At 32.7% G+C, this 17457-nt stretch carries 17 protein-coding genes and 1 other RNA gene; 3 read left to right on the top strand and 15 right to left on the bottom strand.

Annotated elements, in window-relative coordinates:
* The 4 genes from DFR54_RS11225 to gpsB form a co-directional block, all read right to left on the bottom strand.
* On the bottom strand, positions 1-1500 hold the full coding sequence (locus DFR54_RS11225) for a carboxypeptidase M32 (protein ID WP_114290302.1): 1500 nt from the start codon (positions 1498-1500) through the stop codon (positions 1-3).
* 2 nt (positions 1501-1502) lie between these two features.
* Positions 1503-2654 (bottom strand): THUMP domain-containing class I SAM-dependent RNA methyltransferase, encoded by a 1152-nt coding sequence (locus tag DFR54_RS11220; protein WP_114290301.1) that lies wholly within the window; start codon positions 2652-2654, stop codon positions 1503-1505.
* An 89-nt stretch (positions 2655-2743) separates the two neighbouring features.
* Positions 2744-3116, bottom strand: an RNA gene (gene rnpB / locus DFR54_RS11215) — RNase P RNA component class B.
* A 23-nt stretch (positions 3117-3139) separates the two neighbouring features.
* Positions 3140-3565, bottom strand: coding sequence for a cell division regulator GpsB (gene gpsB / locus DFR54_RS11210; protein WP_086342523.1), 426 nt, complete (start codon positions 3563-3565; stop codon positions 3140-3142).
* A gap of 262 nt (positions 3566-3827) precedes the next feature.
* Here gpsB and recU point away from each other — a divergent pair, with 262 nt between their 5' ends.
* Both recU and DFR54_RS11200 read left to right on the top strand, forming a co-directional pair.
* Entirely contained in the window at positions 3828-4442 is a 615-nt protein-coding gene (gene recU / locus DFR54_RS11205; protein WP_126809094.1) for a Holliday junction resolvase RecU, read from the top strand.
* Complete coding sequence (locus DFR54_RS11200; protein ID WP_114290299.1) at positions 4432-6660, top strand: PBP1A family penicillin-binding protein; 2229 nt, start codon at positions 4432-4434, stop codon at positions 6658-6660. Before recU ends, DFR54_RS11200 begins: the two co-directional genes overlap by 11 nt.
* A 31-nt stretch (positions 6661-6691) precedes the next feature.
* Here the strand turns inward: DFR54_RS11200 and nth are convergent, their stop codons facing one another.
* The 9 genes from nth to DFR54_RS11155 all read right to left on the bottom strand — a co-directional run bounded on the left by nth (position 6692) and on the right by DFR54_RS11155 (position 14950).
* Complete coding sequence (gene nth, locus DFR54_RS11195; protein WP_114290298.1) at positions 6692-7345, bottom strand: endonuclease III; 654 nt, start codon at positions 7343-7345, stop codon at positions 6692-6694.
* Positions 7346-7357: 12 nt separating this feature from the next.
* The gene (locus DFR54_RS11190; protein WP_114290297.1) at positions 7358-8065 is read right to left on the bottom strand and encodes a DnaD domain-containing protein; all 708 of its coding nucleotides are present in this window, start codon (positions 8063-8065) and stop codon (positions 7358-7360) included.
* 66 nt (positions 8066-8131) lie between these two features.
* Positions 8132-9289, bottom strand: a complete 1158-nt coding sequence (locus DFR54_RS11185; protein ID WP_114290296.1) for a hypothetical protein — start codon at positions 9287-9289, stop codon at positions 8132-8134.
* Positions 9290-9379: 90 nt separating this feature from the next.
* The gene (upp, locus tag DFR54_RS11180; RefSeq protein ID WP_086342517.1) at positions 9380-10009 is read right to left on the bottom strand and encodes a uracil phosphoribosyltransferase; all 630 of its coding nucleotides are present in this window, start codon (positions 10007-10009) and stop codon (positions 9380-9382) included.
* Positions 10010-10090: 81 nt separating this feature from the next.
* A complete protein-coding gene (glyA, locus tag DFR54_RS11175) occupies positions 10091-11329 on the bottom strand; it encodes a serine hydroxymethyltransferase (RefSeq protein ID WP_114290295.1) in 1239 nt (412 codons plus the stop codon).
* A gap of 51 nt (positions 11330-11380) precedes the next feature.
* A complete protein-coding gene (locus DFR54_RS11170; RefSeq protein ID WP_114290294.1) occupies positions 11381-12406 on the bottom strand; it encodes an L-threonylcarbamoyladenylate synthase in 1026 nt (341 codons plus the stop codon).
* A gap of 13 nt (positions 12407-12419) precedes the next feature.
* Positions 12420-13262, bottom strand: a complete 843-nt coding sequence (prmC, locus tag DFR54_RS11165; protein ID WP_114290293.1) for a peptide chain release factor N(5)-glutamine methyltransferase — start codon at positions 13260-13262, stop codon at positions 12420-12422.
* Positions 13255-14325: a peptide chain release factor 1 gene (gene prfA / locus DFR54_RS11160; RefSeq protein ID WP_086342513.1), complete on the bottom strand. Its 1071-nt coding sequence runs from the start codon at positions 14323-14325 to the stop codon at positions 13255-13257. Before prfA ends, prmC begins: the two co-directional genes overlap by 8 nt.
* Positions 14326-14380: 55 nt before the next feature.
* A complete protein-coding gene (locus tag DFR54_RS11155; RefSeq protein ID WP_086342512.1) occupies positions 14381-14950 on the bottom strand; it encodes a thymidine kinase in 570 nt (189 codons plus the stop codon).
* A 189-nt stretch (positions 14951-15139) separates the two neighbouring features.
* Between DFR54_RS11155 and DFR54_RS11150 the strand changes: the two genes are divergently transcribed.
* Positions 15140-15751, top strand: a complete 612-nt coding sequence (locus tag DFR54_RS11150) for an FMN-dependent NADH-azoreductase (RefSeq protein ID WP_114290292.1) — start codon at positions 15140-15142, stop codon at positions 15749-15751.
* 19 nt (positions 15752-15770) lie between these two features.
* Here the strand turns inward: DFR54_RS11150 and DFR54_RS11145 are convergent, their stop codons facing one another.
* Together DFR54_RS11145 and DFR54_RS11140 are read right to left on the bottom strand one after the other, a co-directional pair.
* Entirely contained in the window at positions 15771-16877 is a 1107-nt protein-coding gene (locus DFR54_RS11145) for an AI-2E family transporter (RefSeq protein WP_086342792.1), read from the bottom strand.
* 85 nt (positions 16878-16962) lie between these two features.
* A complete protein-coding gene (locus DFR54_RS11140) occupies positions 16963-17325 on the bottom strand; it encodes a PTS glucitol/sorbitol transporter subunit IIA (protein WP_114290291.1) in 363 nt (120 codons plus the stop codon).
* Between the last annotated feature and the right edge of the window lie 132 nt (positions 17326-17457).

The following is a 17457-nucleotide window of genomic DNA, read 5'->3' as shown; positions in this document are numbered from 1 at the left end:
TTATGCGATTTTATAAACTTTATAATATAAATCTTTCATGTAATCAATTAAATATTGAGGATTTAAGTTTTCACCTGTTGCGTCCATAATCAATTGATTTGGTTTTCTTGAGCTACCATATTGATGAATATGTTTTGTAGACCAATTTAATATTGGTGAGTAATCATCCGATGCTAAAATTTCTTCGACATCCATCTCTTTATTCATGGCATGATAAAGTTGTGCCGCATACATATAACCTAATGCGTAAGATGGGAAGTAACCAAAGCTTCCTCCCGACCAATGAACATCTTGTAGAATACCTTCTAAATCATTTTCTGGTCTAACACCTAAATACTCTTCGTATTTGTCATTCCAAATAGTTGATAAGTCTTCTAAATTAATATCCTCATTAAAAATCATTTTTTCAATTTCATAACGGATAATGATATGTAATGGATACGTTAGTGAGTCTGACTCAATACGAACTAGACTTGGTTTTGTTTCTTTTAATCCGTTATAGAAGGTTTCATTATCAATCCCTTTAAATGTATCTCCTGTTAATGATTGTAATAATGGGTATTGTTTACTCCAGAAAGCTTTACTACCACCAACAATAATTTCATTAAATAAAGATTGAGATTCATGGATTCCCATTGATGTCCCACCAGCAAGTGGCGTGTAATCAAATTTAGCATCTACGTTTTGTTCATACATACCGTGTCCGGCTTCATGAATAACACCAAATGTTGCCATGGCAAAGTCTGTTTCATCCCAACGAGTTGTAATACGAGCATCATTTCTATTTAAGTTAAGCATAAATGGATGCACTGTATCATCTAAACGACCTTTATTAAAGTCATAACCTAGTTGTTCAATCACTTGAGTCACAAATTCTTTTTGAATTTCTTTTGACACTGGTAATTTAAGGAAATCTGTTTGAGGGGCAGTTCCTTTTTCTTCGATTTCTTTTCTGATTTCCATGATTCCATCTTTAACTTGAGCAAAAACACTATCTAAAATTTCAGTTGTCATACCTGGCTCATATTGATTTAAAAGAACATCATAAGGTGTTTTTTCTTCTTTTTTCCATAAAGGAATAAATTCTTTTGTCATTGAAATAATTTCTTCTAAAGTCTCTTTAAAAATCCCGTAATCTTTTGCTTCACGAGATTTTACCCAAATACTATGAGCATTTGATGTTAATTTCATAAATGCTTGGAAACGATCCACTGGAATATTATTATTTAAATCATAGTTTTCTTTAGCTTTAGCATAAACTTCTTTGCCAAAATCAGATAATTCTTCTGGATTTTCTTCAAAATAAGTCATAAATCCACTCATTTTTTCATTAGTAGATTTATCAAAGGCCATTCCTGATAAATAACTAGACATCTCAGCGCGGTAGCTTGCTCCTTCGTCTGGCATTCCTGTTTGAGAATCCCACTCAGCTAAGCCTACTGCTTCTTGTAACATCGCAATTTCTTTTAAATAAGCTAAAAACTCTTGCTCTTTTGACATATTTATTCCTCCACTCTTGGTTTTCTAGGTGGGCGTTTGCCCCAATATTGGAACAAGTCAGTTCTGATTGCCCCATTATATAGTTTACGTTTTTTCGTAGCTTTGCTGCCATAATGAGATTCAAAGCTTAAATCACTCGTTAAAATATATTTACTCCAAGTATCTAGAGGTTTATATACTTTCCCCATTACTTTATAAAGGGCTTGAACTTGCGCTTCATCACCTAATCTATCTCCGTAAGGCGGATTGGCTACAATCACACCATACTCTTTTTCAGTTGTAAAGTCACTTAAATTCATTTGTTTGAAAGTAATATCTTCACCTAAACCAATTTCTTCTGCGTTTCTTTTAGCAATTTCAATCATACGAGGATCAATATCAGTTCCTAAAATATCTAATTCTGTTTCATAATCAACCTGAGCTTCAGCTTCATCACGTACTTTATCTAAAACTGATTTATCCACCCATGGCCATGCTTCGAACATAAACTCACGGTTAAACCCAGGCGCCATATTACGACCAATTAATGCTGCTTCAATACAAAAAGTTCCTGAACCACATGTTGGATCATAAAATGGACGGTCTTTTCTCCAATTGGTTAAGGTAATAATAGCAGCTGCCATGTTTTCTTTTAAAGGAGCACCACCCTTTTCTAAACGATAACCACGTTTAAATAAACTTGGACCAGTTGTGTCCATTGTAATCGTCACTTTATCTTTTAAAAGAGCGACTTCAATTGGAAACTTAGCACCTGATTCAGGTAAACGACCATATCTTGAGTAGTATTCACTTAATCGGTTTACAATAGCTTTTTTAGTAATCGCTTGACAGTCTGACACACTAAATAATGTAGACTTAATTGATTTACCTGATACTGGAAACTCAGCATCCATTGGTAATAATTCCTCCCAGCAAATCGCTTTGGTTTGTTCAAATAAATCTTCGAAAGTTTTGGCTTCAAATTCAGCTACAATAATTTTTACTCTGTCAGCTGTTCGTAACCAAAGATTTGTTTTAGCAATTGTTTCAATCGTTCCATTAAAAATTGCTTTACCATTTTCAACTTGGCACTCAATCCCTAAGTCACGTAGTTCTTTTCCTACAAGGGCTTCAATCCCACTAGCAGCAGTAGCTACTAATTTAAATTCTTTCATATTTTTATCATCCTTTTATGATGTATTTAATCCGTTTTTTATAAAAAAAAGCCTTCCAAATAAAGGAAGGCATCCTGATAACTGTAGTTTTCTATAAGCCATGTTCTGTATTAGTAATTGTCAGGACAACTACTAACGATAATCATCTGTCTACAGAATACTCTGTCCCTTTTCTAAGTTCAATTCCCTGAAAAAGGTGCCCCTACCATAAGTTTGGGTTGCTCGCTCGAGGGGTTTACCCGTTCCACTAATTTTATTTCTAAAATTACTTCGTCACTGTGGCACTTTCAAGAATACTCCAGCATAGTTTACACCTTAGCTGTTTTTTCTGCCGTTACTCTTCCTAAGAAGAATACCTTAACTTATTGTTTCATTAAGCACGAACACTACAAACATCTCAGTTTGTGCGAGCATGGACTTTCCTCAACTAACTATAAAAGTTAACTGCGATTATCCGAAAACTACAGATTCTCTTCTTCAATTAATTAGAAGCGTTTTGTCGCATCTAAATCATCATTATCCTCAAATACTTTTTGAGCAGCATTGTTTAAAGTTGCTTTAGCATGCTCAGAAATTTTACTGTTTTGAGCGTCATCATCTAATTTACTTCCAAAAACTTCTTTTTCTAAGTTTGATAATCTTTTTAGAATGTCAAAATTAGTCACTGCAGTTGTTTTGGGAGCTTCTTGTTTCATTCTTGATAATGTTGCTTGGTTTTGAGTTAATTGATCAACTTTATTTACCAAACGATGATTTTCTTCTTTTAAAGCTAATAATTCTTGATTATATGCTTCATAATCTTTAATAACGTTGTCTAAAAACTCGTCAACCTCTATTGAATCATAGCCTCTTACTTTTGTTTTGAATTCTTTTTGTAAAATATCTCTAGCTGAATATGTTAGTTTAGCCAATCCATACACCTCATCTTTAATTACTGTCTAGGTCAATACGTCATTTCATAATGTTTTAATTGTATCTAACTGTTCTTAATAAATCAAATTGAAAGTCATCCTATCCTTATATACTATAATAATTTTTAGCACAGAACACAACTACTTTATTAACTTTTTTCAAAATTTATACAATTATTTAAGAGATATATGAACTTTTCGTTTATTTCCTTTTCATTGTAATTAAACTTTTGCTATAATACGGACTAGGAGTGTGATATTTCTGAGGATAAAATACCCGAATGGGACTTCCTTTAATCAGGGTCCTAATAAAAAAAAGAAACCGATTGATTTTGCTAACAGAGGCATGTCTTTTGAAGCAGAAATTAATCAAACTAACCAATATTACCTAGATAGAAATATTGCTGTGATTCATAAAAAGCCAACGCCTGTTCAAATAGTTAAAGTGGATTATCCTAAAAGAAGTGCTGCAGTAATAAAAGAAGCCTACTTTAAAGAAGCCTCCACTACTGACTACAATGGTATCTACAATGGACGCTATATTGATTTTGAAGCAAAAGAAACTAAAAACAAAACCTCATTTCCTTTAAGTAACTTTCATGAACATCAAATCATCCATATGGAGAACTGTTTGAATCAAAAAGGAATTGTTTTTGTTTTATTATTTTTTTCATCTAACAAGGAATACTTTCTTGTTCCTTCTCAGCTTGTTATTAGCTACTGGAAAAATCAAAGTCAAAATGGTAGAAAATCAATTCCACTAAAAGATATTAAAGAGCATGGCTATGAGATAATACCTGGATATGCACCTAGAATTCCGTATTTACAGATATTAGATCAACATTTTTTTAAAGGAGATTACTCACATGATAAATGAACCAACTGGACGCAGTCCCAGAAGAAAGAAACGAAGTAAAGGAAAAGTAGTTTTAATTACTTTAATTGTGTTACTTTCTTTAATTTGTATTCCTTTAGTTATTGGGGGAGCAACTTTCTTCTATTACGTAAAAGATGCACCAAAACTAGAATTTGCTAAATTAGAGGATACTTTATCTTCTACTCTCTATGATGCAAAGGGAAATCCTTTTTTAACTCTTGGTGAGAAAAAGAGAGAAACAATTGCTCCAAATGAAATACCACCTACTTTAAAAGACGCTATTATCTCTATTGAAGATAAACGTTTTGAAAAACATATGGGTGTTGACCCAATTCGTATTGCTGGAGCTGCACTTTCTAACTTAAAGGGTAACAGCAGACAAGGTGGAAGTACTTTAACTCAGCAATTGATTAAACTGTCTTACTTCTCTCACAAACAAGAAGACCAAACCATTAAAAGAAAAGCACAAGAGGCTTGGCTTTCAGTTGAATTAGAAAAGAAAAAATCTAAAGACGAGATTTTAACTTACTATATTAACCGTGTATTTATGTCGAATGGTGTGTATGGTATGAAAACAGCAGCAGAAACATTCTATGGTAAAGACTTTAATGATTTAACATTAGCACAATATGCACTACTTGCAGGGATGCCGCAATCACCAATGGACTATGATCCATATGTTCATCCTGACTATGCAAAAACTCGCCGTGATATGGTTTTAAAAGAAATGTTAAAAGATAAAAAAATATCTGAAGCTGACTACAACGCAGCAGTAGCAGAACCAATTGATAACGGACTAGTTGCTCTTAAAGAAGATTCAACAATTCAAAGAGTCACAGATAACTATTACAAAGAAGTTATTGCAGAAGTCCAAAAGAAAACAAATAAAAACATTTATACTGATGGTTTAGATGTTTATACAAATATTGACTTAGAATCTCAAACTTATTTATATAACTTAGTTAACAATGACAGCTCTTCAATTGATTTTCCAGATGACAAATTTCAAGTAGCTGGAACGTTAATTGACGTTAAAACAGGACATGTTAAAGCCCAAATTGGTGGACGAAATATTGCTGAAGATACTCAACTTTCCTTTAATAAAGCTGTAGAAAATAAACGAGATTTTGGCTCTACTACTAAACCTTTAGTGGCATATGCGCCTGTTATTGAAAATTTAAACTATGGTTCTGGCGAAATTTATATTGATGAACCTTACAATTATAAATCTAATGGTAAACCTGTTTATAACTATGATCATCAGTATCGTGGTCGATTAACAATGAGAGAGTCATTAATTGATTCTCGTAATATTCCAGCTCTTAAAGCCTTAGATGAAGTTGGAACTGATAAATCACAAGAATTTATTAAAAAACTTGGCTTTGATAATGAAGTTTATGAAGGGACTGCGATTTCAATGCAAGGTTCTCCTAACCAGTTAGCTGCAGCTTATGCAGCATTTGCTAATGGTGGTATTTATTATGAACCTTCATATGTTAGTAAAATTGTTTATTCAGACGGCACAGAAGAAACCTTTGAACCAAATGGTGATCGTGCAATGAAAGAGTCTACTGCTTATATCATTACTGATATGCTAAAAGATGTTATCAACGAAGGGACTGCTACACCAGTCCAAATCCCTACTGTTATTCAAGCAGGGAAAACTGGTACCTCTAACTATGCTGATGATGCTTGGGACAAAGTTAAAGGAGACGGTGTTCCTGACATAACTTTTGCTGGGTATACACCTAAATACTCATTTGCTGTTTGGACAGGTTATGATGATTACTTCACACCTATTCCACTTTATTCTCAGCAACTTGCTATGGATATTTATCGAAATTACATGACTTTCTTGTATCAAAACCTTGAAGCTACAGATTGGAAGCAACCTGATGATGTTGTCAGATCTGGTCGAGAAGTTTACCTGAAAGACTTTGTTGGTAGTCAAAATACAAAAACGTCTAAATCTGTTTCAAGTAGTTCAACAGAGACAAGTTCAACTACTTCTAAAAGTAGCACATCAGAGGCACCTAAGGAATCGGAGTCAACACCAGTTACTCCGCCTCCTACCTCTGAGACTGTTCCACCAAGTACTAGTTCAGATGTGACACCACCAACAGAAACAACTCCATCAGAAACAACTCCATCAACAGGAACTAATCCACCTACTTCCAGTTCTGGACCACCTGAAGGTAGTGAAAAACCTGCTGGATAACTAAAAAGAGAAGTAAGTTCTTTATTTGAACTTACTTCTCTTTTTTCTTCATATTTCTTTGGCCTTCAAGACATAAATCAAGTAACGGACATGCATCACACTTAGGTGATCTTGCTGTACAATGATATCTACCAAAAAGAATAATAGTATGATGAGCTTGAACCCATCTTTCTCTTGGTATCTTTTTCATTAATACTTCCTCTACTTCATTTACACTAGCTGATTGTTTGCTAATTCTTAACCGTTTAGCCACTCTTTCAACGTGAGTATCAACTGCTATTGCTGGAACACCAAACATATCTCCTGCAACCACATTAGCTGTTTTAATTCCTACTCCTGGTAGCTTAACCAACTCTTTAATTGTTTCTGGTATTTCACCGTCATAAAGCTCTACCAACATTTGAGAGGTTTTGATGATGTTTTTAGCTTTATTTTTGTAAAGTCCAATCGTTCTAATTTTTGACATCACATCTTCTAATGAGGCTTTTGCTAAATCTTTTGCTGTTGGATAACTCGCAAAAAGTCCTGGGGTTACTTTATTAACAGAAACGTCTGTTGCTTGTGCACTTAGAATAACGGCAATTAAATATTGAAAAGGTGTTTCATGATTTAATTCTCCTTTAGCATCTGGGTACATTAGCTCCATCCTATTAAGAGCCTCTACTGTTCTTTTTCCTGATAACATTTTTCCACCTACTTATTTTTGACTAGGATTTAACCAGTTAAACATTGGAATATGAGGCAACTCCTCTTCATCAGATTCCACTTCTTGCTTACTTTCAATTTTAGCAGTTCTTTTTCTTTGATCTTCTTGAATTTGTTGTTTAGACGTTAAGTTCTTTCTCTCCCATGCCAGTAAAATCCGGTCAATGTATTTCAAACTATAAGCTTGATTTAAAACTGCTTCTCTTAAAGCTAATTGAATTAATTCCACTGAGTAATGATCAATTGTTAACCAACTTTGAATGGTTTCAAATTCAATGGGTGATAAAGGTCTACCAAATTCAGTTTCAAAGGTTTGATATAACTGACTTATTTCATTTTCTTTAGATACTTCTTTTTCTTGTTTCTCTTGCTGTTCTAGGAAATTAGCTATTCTATCATAAATTAAAGTTAAATCATAGCGGTCTTCTTGTTGTCCTTGTTTATTGGTACTTGTCTCAATTACTAAGAAACCTTTATCTATTAATTCTTGTAAGGTTTGGAATAACTCATCCACTGGAGTGCTCATAGTATTTGAAATCACACTTAAATCAGGAAATGGGTTTCCTTTTTGATTATAACTTAATAATTGCAAATAAAATAAGAAGCCTCGATCACTCATGCCGATTTTTTTATAGTATGTCATTAGTAAATTAGACACTTCTGTCGATCCTACTTTTAAATAATCTTTAATCGATATCATCGTTATACACACTCTCTTTCTCAATTAGTATATCAAATTCTGCTACAAAAAGAAGTGTTAAGATTCTTACAAAATAGTTTCCTGTAGTTTTTTTAGAATAGTCTCTTGAGCAGTCTTATCTAAGGTGTTTAAAATAGTTTCTATCTCTCTTAGACTTTCATTAACTTCTGTTTCTTTTTGCAGCCTATTTTCAGATAAAAATCCAGTTAATCCTTCTCGCATAAAGGGATGAATTTGATTTAAAAACTCCTCTTCTAAACCGTATGCGTTAACCATATTTAATAAGTGTTCATAGACTTCTTTTTGAATCCATTTTCCCATTCCTCTATTAGCAAAAAGATTAAGTTCTTTTTCACGTTTTTCTCTATCTAACTGTAAAATCGAAAACAGTTCTTCAAAATATTTTTTAGGTAATTGAGGTTTTTCTGGATGAGTTTTTAATCTCTTTTGAATAGCACTGGACCAAATACTAGCTTGGTTAAAAAGAGTCTCTTGATTAATTATCGAAGGTAAACTGCTTTGAAACTTCTGAAAATTATCTTGATTAAACAATTCATGATTAATTTTTTCTTGTCCTTTTTTAAGTCTTTCAATTTCTTTTAAAACAGCTTGATAATCAGAAATATAGATTGGCATATCAACTTCTTTAAAATCAGAAACCCGTCTTGCTAAGTTCAAGTTTAAACTTAATTGTGAATTAGAGAATTGATTTGCATAAATAAAAAAGGCATAATTCTCCCACAACTCTTTTGGAAACTCTATTCCTAATCGCTTTAACCATAGTAATTCATCTAGAGCAAAATCCACATTGTTTAATCTTTGAGTAATTTCAGTTGCCACTTGTTGCGGTATATTTAAATGATCTTTAAAATGCTGAATACCTAAAGTCATTAGAGTTTGTTTTTCTTTTGATTTGACAATGTATTGATATTTCAAACGTCTACCACATTCACAATATAGCATATGTTCTTTTTTATGAATATCTGGGTATTTTTCATCAATTTTTAAATCCACAAATTCCCAATCAGATGCTTTCAAGTAACTATCTTTTAAAAATTCAGACCGAATTAAAAACTTTCTATGATCATCTATTAAATTTCTTTGTTGTTTATTGAGCCTTGAATAGATTTCAAGTCTTTCCTTAATCGTTAACGGTCTAAAATTTTCTATTTTATATTCTTCTTTAATTTCTGGAATATCCCATTTATTTTCTTTAGTCTTCATTTTCTACACTCTCCTTTAAAGACAAGAGAAACTCCGATTATAGATTAACTGCTCTCTATAATCGGAGTTATTTTTATTCAAAAGTTATGTTTATTTAGTTCCAAATAAACGGTCGCCAGCGTCTCCAAGACCTGGTACAATATAACCTTGTTCATTTAATTTTTCGTCTAATCCAGCAGTGTAGATATCTACATCTGGATGAGCTTCTTGAAGTGCTTTGATTCCTTCTGGTGCTGCTACTAAACAAACAAATTTGATGTTAGTTGCCCCACGTTTTTTAAGTAAATCAATAGCCATAATTGCAGAACCACCTGTAGCTAACATTGGATCTACTACAAACAATTGACGTTCAGCGATATCTGCTGGTAATTTAACAAAATACTCTACTGGTTCAAATGTTTCTTCATCACGATACAAACCAACGTGTCCTACTTTAGCAGCTGGAATTAACTCTAACATGCCGTCTACCATACCAATTCCTGCACGAAGTATTGGGACAATCGCAACTTTTTTCCCTGTTAATGTTTTTTGGATAGTTTTACCCATTGGTGTTTCAATTTCGATGTCTTCAAGAGGCATATCTCTTGAAACTTCGTATGCCATTAACATAGCAATTTCATCAACTACTTCACGAAATACTTTCGTTCCACAACTTTTCTCTCTAATGATTGTTAATTTGTGTTGAATAAGTGGATGATCAATAACCTGAAATTTTCCCATATCATGATTCTCCTTTAAATTTTGTTCCAATCTATTGTAACGGAAAAAAAGGTAATTGACTAGCCAATTACCTTAATTTTTTTATTTATATAATGGATGTTTCTCAATTAAATTAGCAACCTCACCGCGAATTGCTTCTAAAGCTTCTTCACTTTCAAAATTAACTAAAGATTCAATAATTAATTCAGCAATTTTTTGACAGTCTTCTTCTTTGAAACCACGTGATGTAACAGCTGGTGTTCCAATTCTAATACCACTTGTTTCAAAAGGACTACGACTTTCAAAGGGAATCGTATTTTTGTTAACAGTAATATGAACACTATCTAAAATAGCTTCTGCTTGTTTACCTGTTAATCCTAAATCAGTGACATCAATTAATAATAAATGATTATCAGTGTCACCACTAATTAAACGTGGACCTACTGTTTGATTAATAACACGTGCCATTGCTTTTGCATTAGCTACTACTTGTTCACTATATTCTTTAAACTCTGGTAATAAAGCTTCTCTAAAGGCAACTGCTTTTGCAGCAATAACATGCTCTAGTGGGCCACCTTGAATGCCAGGGAAAATATTACTATTAATTTTTTTAGCTAAATCAGCATCATTTGTTAAAATAACACCACCACGAGGACCTCTTAATGTTTTGTGAGTAGTTGATGTCACAATATCTGCATAGTCCATTGGATTTTGGTGCAGTCCTGTTGCTACAAGACCTGCAATATGAGCCATATCCACCATTAACTTAGCTCCAACACTATCAGCAATTTCTCTGAATTTTTTAAAGTCAATCTCGCGAGAATAAGCACTAGCACCCGCAACAATTAATTTTGGTTGATGTTTTCTAGCCAAAATTTTAACAACTTCATAATCGATTACTTCTGTAACTGGATCTACTCCGTAAGAAACAAAATTATATGTTTTACCACTAAAGTTAACTGGTGAACCATGTGTTAAATGTCCACCAGCGGTTAAGTCCATTCCCATAATTGTATCGCCTGGGTTGACTAAAGCCATATAAGCAGCAGTATTTGCTTGAGAGCCTGAGTGAGGCTGAACATTAGCAAATTTAGCATCAAATAAATCACAGACACGTTCAATTGCTAAATTCTCAACGATATCTACAAATTCACATCCACCATAGTAACGTTTTCCTGGGTAACCTTCTGCATATTTATTTGTTAATACACTTCCTTGAGCTGCCATAACAGCTTCTGAAACAAAGTTTTCTGAGGCAATTAATTCAATATTATTCTCTTGACGATTTTTTTCATTTTCTATTGCATCCCAAAGGACAGCATCTGCCTGTTTATAATCCATTGACAATCCCACTCTTTCTCCTAAATTACATACATTGTATCATAACTTTTCTTAATTTAAATATTTTTTTCCACTAGATGCTTTCTTTAATCGATTCATGTAAGCTAAACCTTCGTCTTTTTCAGGATATGTTTCTGAAAAAATGATATCCACGTTTTCATTATCTAACGCTCTTAAACCAGCAAAAAGATTTGCCATAGCCTCTTTTACTTCTCTTGTTTCAGATAAAGAATAGACTTCATCATAATGTTTCAACTTACTTAATAGTTCTTTATTAACTAGTAAACCAACTTTTTTATTCTCATTTTTATAAGCATTAATGGCCTCTTGCCAATTATTAGTTTTATAATCAATCATTATGACAGGAGTTTTCGGTGAATAGTGCTTGTATTTCATCCCTGGTGCTTTTGGTTTTTCTGACTCACTAACTAAATGACTGTCAATAACTACCTCACCAATAACAGCTTCTAATTGACTCTGAGTCACAGCTCCTGGTCTTAAGATAGTTGGCAGCGTAGAGTCTGTTGACATGTCAAGAACAGTTGATTCTAAACCAACCTCACAAGCACCACCATCTAAGATGCCAAATATTTTCCCAGCTAAATCATGATAAACATGTTCTGCTGTTGTTGGACTTGGTAAGCCGGATGTATTAGCACTTGGCCCAACTAAGACTTTCTCTGATTCTGTTATTAATTTTAAAGTTAACTCATTATTTGGCATTCTAAATGCTGCTGTTTTTAAACCACCAGTTACAGTGCTTGAAAGACCTGATTCTTCTTTTAAATTAAAAATTAAAGTTAAAGGACCTGGCCAAAAATGCTCTATTAACTTCACTGCTTTCTCAGGAATCTGTTCCACAAACTGAGCTACTTGATTTTTATTTGCCACATGAACAATTAACGGATTATCACTTGGTCTGCCTTTAGCCGCATAAACAGATTTAACTGCTGACTCATTCGTTGCATCTGCCCCAAGTCCGTAAACTGTTTCAGTAGGAAATGCTACTAATTGTCCCTCTTTTATTCCTTCAATGGCTTTTTCTATCTCTGCTTGTTGAATTATGATTGTTTCCATCAAAACACTTCCTTTATTTCACTTCAATTATTCTATCTTGGCCGTTTAAATCCGTTATCACACGAACATTTTTTGTTGGATATGCTTCTTTAAAAATTTGACTAACAGATTCACCCTGTAAGTAACCAATTTCCAAATAAATTCTACCAGTTTCTGATAAAACAGTAGTACTCTCCTTAGCAATTTTTTCATAAATAGCTAATCCGTTATTTTCCGCAAAAAGAGCTTGTTTTGGTTCATACTCTCTAACAGACTCATCCATCTCTTCCCACTCGTCATAACTAATGTACGGAGGGTTTGAAACTAATATATCAATTTTTTTATTCTTTGGAAATTTTGATAATACATCACTTTCTAAAAAATCAACCTGTCCTTCAAGTGCTTGATTATTCTTTGTAGCAATTTTTAACGCTTCTTTTGAAATATCCAGTCCAGTAACTTTCCAAGTTGGATTTTCTAGACTTAAAGATAAAGCGATAATTCCAGTACCAGTTCCAATATCTACAACTTCTAAATTTTCTTGGTAATTATCTTTTAAAATTAATTCAACTAACTCTTCTGTTTCAGGTCTTGGAATCAAGGTATGTTCGTTAACCTTAAAACGTCTACCATAAAACTCAGTTGAGCCAATTAGGTACTGTACAGGAATATGTAGAGTAACTTTTTCTAAGTCAGCTTTATAAGCATTATACTCAGCTAAAGGCATTTGCTTTTTAAAATTCATTAATAAATCAGTTTTAGTCCATCTATTTTTTTCCAGTAATAAATACTCAGCAATATAGGCTTCCTGATGATTATTTTCTAAAAAAGAAGAAGCCCATTTTAGGACTTCAAAATATGTTTTAGTATTAGTCATTTAATTTCGCCAACTGTTCAGTTTGATCATAAATAATTAGCGCATCAATAATTTCATCTACTTTACCAGATAAAATTTGATCTAATTTTTGAATCGTCAAACCAATACGGTGATCTGTGACACGGTTTTGAGGGAAGTTATAAGTTCTAATACGCTCAGAACGATCCCCAGTACCAACTGCTGATTTTCTTGTTGCATCATATTCACTTTGGCTCTCTTGTAACATTTGGTCATAAACACGAGCACGTAAAACTTTCATAGCTTTCTCTCTGTTTTTAAGCTGAGAACGCTCGTCTTGCATAGCTACAGCAATTCCAGTTGGAATATGTGTTAAACGTACAGCTGAGGCTGTCTTATTAACGTGCTGTCCACCAGCTCCACTTGCGTGATAAATATCAATACGAATATCTTTATCTTCTAAGTCTAATTCAACTTCTTCAGCTTCTGGTAAAACAACTACAGTAGCAGTTGACGTATGAACACGGCCTTGTGACTCTGTTGAAGGAACACGTTGGACACGGTGCGCTCCACTTTCGTATTTTAATTTAGAGAAGACACTTTGTCCTGAAATCATGATTGTTACCTCTTTGTAACCACCAATTCCAGTGATATTAGCATCCATTACTTCAAATTTCCAACCTTGAGCAGATGCGTAACTTTGATACATTTCAAATAAATCACCAGCAAATAAAGCTGCTTCATCTCCACCGGCTGCTCCTCTAATTTCCATAATAATATTTTTATCATCATTAGGATCTTTAGGTAGTAAAAGAATTTTAATTTTTTCTTCTAACTCTTCTTTTTCAGCTTTGTATTCAGATAATTCTTCTTTAGCTAATTCTTGTAATTCGTCATCTAATTTTTCACTTAATAATTCTTCTGAATCAGCAATTCCTTGGATAACATCTTTATAACGACGATATACCTCAACTGTTTCTCTTGTACTTGCCTCTTCTTTTGATAACTCCATAAATCGTTTCGTGTCACTTACTACTTCTGGGTCACTTAACAATTCACCTAATTCTTCGTAACGATCTTCAAGAGATTGTAATTGATCAAACATTTATCTCTTCCTTTCTATTTCACTCATTTATTATACATAGTTTATACTTAATTTTCTATTGTGGTGGATTTAAATAATGCTTTCTACAAACTGGGAAATAAGATTCATTGCCACCTATTTGTATTTGCTCTCCTGTGTATACAGGTTTATTGTCATTCATTCTTAAATTCATCGTCGCTTTTTTATGGCAGAACCAACAAATTGTTTTTAACTCTTCAATTTTGTCTGCATATAATAATAAATATTTAGAGCCTTCAAACAATTCGTTTCTGAAATCATTTTTTAATCCAAACGCCATGACTGGTATATCAAGCTCATCAACGACTTTAGCAAATTGAATAACATGTTCTTTTTCCAAAAATTGAGATTCATCAACTAAGACACAATAAGGTTTATAGGATAGTTCTTTGATTTTTTCATAAACATTTGTTTCATGAAAAATAGGTATTGCTTCTCTTTTTAAGCCAATTCGACTAGATACAACACCAACAGCTTCTCTTGTATCGAGTCCACTAGTCATTAAAACAACTGGCTTTTGTTGTTCTTCATAATTATGAGCAACTTTTAAAATCTCAATTGTTTTACCACTATTCATTGCCCCATGTTTAAAAAATAATTGTGCCACAAGTTCAACCCCCTAGTTTATCCTATGATAGTATACTTTAATTTAGCAAAAAAAGCATTATCTTACCTAAAAAATTGTAAAAAAATCACTGTAAACCTATAATTTACAAATCTGTTCTTTACTTTTTATAAAACTATCGTTATAGTAATGAAGAAAATAACTAACAATTAATAAGTAGGGGGAACCACATTGACAAATCTTTTAGTCGTTCAAGCACATCCATTATCTGCAGAAAAATCACGTTCTGTAGCAACTCAAGAGGCGTTTATTGCTTCTTATAAAAAAAATAATCCAACAGATACAGTTACTGTACTTGATATTTATAAAGAAGACGTACCAGAAATTGATGCTCATTTATTCGAAACTTGGGCTACTGCTGCTGGTCAAAATGAATTATCAGCTGAACAATTAGCAACATTAACTCGTTTTAACGAATTAACTGAACAATTTTTAGCTCATGATAAAATTGTTGTAACAAATCCACTATGGAATTTAAATATTCCATCTCGTTTAAAATCATGGATTGATACAATTGTTGTTAAAGGTAAAACATTTACTTATACAGAAACTGGACCACTTGGCTTAGTTCCTGAGAAAAAATTACTGCATATTCAATCAAACGGTGGTTCATTCTCTGGTAACGAACCTGGCTCTCAGTACCTTGAAACAATTTTCAATTTTATGGGTGTAACTGATATTGAACATATCTTTATTGAAGGTGTGGATCATTATCCAGAAAAAGCCGAAGAAATTATTGCAGAAGCTCATAAAAAAGCAGAACATTTAGCAGAAACATTTTAATGAAAAGGCTGACGCATATTTATGCATCAGCCTTTTCTTCTATTCTTTGAGTGTTGTCTTCCTCATATAACCCTGAGAAATCTTTGTACCAGATAAATAAGTGAGTCACTATTACTTTAATTGCCGCATAGACTGGAATTCCGATAATCACACCCATAATACCAAATATTTTTCCTGCAGATAATAATACAAAAATAATTGTAATCGGGTGGATATCTAACTGACTTCCAAGGACTAAAGGTGAAATAAATTTACCTTCAATCGTTTGTTCTAAAACAAAGACAATAATAACTGCTACAAGCATTTTAGGACCATCAACTAAGGCTAAAATAATTGCTGGGATAGTTGCTAAAGCTGAACCTACATATGGAACTAAATTTAGAAAACCAGCCAGTATGCCTAAAGTAATACTATAGTTTAATCCGATGACTGAAAAACCAATAATAAACATAATAGCAACTGCAATAGCTACTGTCACCTGTCCTCTTACATATGAAGATAGTTGTTTATTAATGTCTGTTAAGATGACTAAAGTTTTCTTGCGAATTTTAGTTGGTAAAAATTGTGTAGCAAATGGTGCTAATTTTTTTCCATCTTTTAATAAATAAAATAGAATGAATGGTACTGTAACAATGGTTACAACAATATTAGCAACTGCACCTACAACACTACCGATTCCTGTGAAGGCATTTTTAGAAATACTCTTAGCAATTGAATTAATTGAACTAAATAATTCATTTATTGTATTTTCTATTGGTTCGCTAAACTGCTCAAAAAGTGGTGCATTGAAAAATTCTGAGGTTTTATGCTCAATAGTTTTCCAATACATAGGCCAATCGTCAATAAAACTCTTGGTTTGAGCTTCAATTTTTGGGACTAAGATAATGATACCCCAAGCGATTAAACCAATAACCACTATATATAAAATTGTAATACCGAAATCTCGTTTGATTCCTTTTTTCTCCATAAAATTAACAACAGGATTAAATATATAATAAAGTAAACCTGAGATAATAATTGGCAGACCCACTATTCCCATAAATTGAACAACTGGTTGAAATAGATGGGATACTTTTGTAAATAACAAAACAATTAGTAATAGTAAGACAATAATAATTAAAGGCATTAATATCTGATTATTTAATAATAATCGATTGGCCCATTTTTTTGTTTCTTTATTTGGTTTATTTGATTGCACGTCTGATTCTCCTTTACTTTATAATAGCGTAGGTAATCACTGTTCCCTCAATAATTTCAGGTAAGATAAAAGGCTCTACATATAAAGCGTTAGCCATTTCATCTTCTGCTGCAACTTCTTTAAATACAACAGTTACATGCCCCATTGCTTGTAAATTTTCATTAGCTAAAGGACCAACTTGAGTTATTTTATACTCTTGTTCATCAAAAGATAATGTATCTCCTGCTTTTAATAGGTGATCATTTAACTCATCAAATTTTTGAATAACTGAAACATTTTTTAAAGCGTCAGTTGCACTTTCATCAAATAATATAATTAATGGATCCTTTGGATGAATCGCATTTTTCCCAATTGACTTAACGACTGATTTTTTCATTCCCTTACACCTCTTAATTAGTTTATGTTTATTAGTATATCATATTCTTCGTTATTTCTTGTAAAGAAAAATCTACTTCAAACTTCCCTATAAAAATCCAAAATTAAAAATCTTCTCTAAAATCAAATCAAT

This window comes from Vagococcus fluvialis (assembly GCF_003337315.1).
Taxonomy (GTDB): Bacteria; Bacillota; Bacilli; order Lactobacillales; family Vagococcaceae; genus Vagococcus; species Vagococcus fluvialis.
Note: the sequence above shows the minus strand (reverse complement) of the source record. Positions and strands in the feature narration are given on the sequence as shown.

What these genes read in the sequence shown, in the direction of transcription:
- DFR54_RS11225 (WP_114290302.1), bottom strand. Translation starts at nt 1,500, where the DNA reads ATGTCAAAAGAGCAAGAGTTTTTAGCTTATTTAAAAGAAATTGCGATG.
- DFR54_RS11220 (WP_114290301.1), bottom strand. Translation starts at nt 2,654, where the DNA reads ATGAAAGAATTTAAATTAGTAGCTACTGCTGCTAGTGGGATTGAAGCC.
- DFR54_RS11200 (WP_114290299.1), top strand. Translation starts at nt 4,432, where the DNA reads ATGATAAATGAACCAACTGGACGCAGTCCCAGAAGAAAGAAACGAAGT.
- nth (WP_114290298.1), bottom strand. Translation starts at nt 7,345, where the DNA reads ATGTTATCAGGAAAAAGAACAGTAGAGGCTCTTAATAGGATGGAGCTA.
- DFR54_RS11190 (WP_114290297.1), bottom strand. Translation starts at nt 8,065, where the DNA reads ATGATATCGATTAAAGATTATTTAAAAGTAGGATCGACAGAAGTGTCT.
- DFR54_RS11185 (WP_114290296.1), bottom strand. Translation starts at nt 9,289, where the DNA reads ATGAAGACTAAAGAAAATAAATGGGATATTCCAGAAATTAAAGAAGAA.
- upp (WP_086342517.1), bottom strand. Translation starts at nt 10,009, where the DNA reads ATGGGAAAATTTCAGGTTATTGATCATCCACTTATTCAACACAAATTA.
- glyA (WP_114290295.1), bottom strand. Translation starts at nt 11,329, where the DNA reads ATGGATTATAAACAGGCAGATGCTGTCCTTTGGGATGCAATAGAAAAT.
- DFR54_RS11170 (WP_114290294.1), bottom strand. Translation starts at nt 12,406, where the DNA reads ATGGAAACAATCATAATTCAACAAGCAGAGATAGAAAAAGCCATTGAA.
- prmC (WP_114290293.1), bottom strand. Translation starts at nt 13,262, where the DNA reads ATGACTAATACTAAAACATATTTTGAAGTCCTAAAATGGGCTTCTTCT.
- prfA (WP_086342513.1), bottom strand. Translation starts at nt 14,325, where the DNA reads ATGTTTGATCAATTACAATCTCTTGAAGATCGTTACGAAGAATTAGGT.
- DFR54_RS11145 (WP_086342792.1), bottom strand. Translation starts at nt 16,877, where the DNA reads ATGCCTTTAATTATTATTGTCTTACTATTACTAATTGTTTTGTTATTT.
- DFR54_RS11140 (WP_114290291.1), bottom strand. Translation starts at nt 17,325, where the DNA reads ATGAAAAAATCAGTCGTTAAGTCAATTGGGAAAAATGCGATTCATCCA.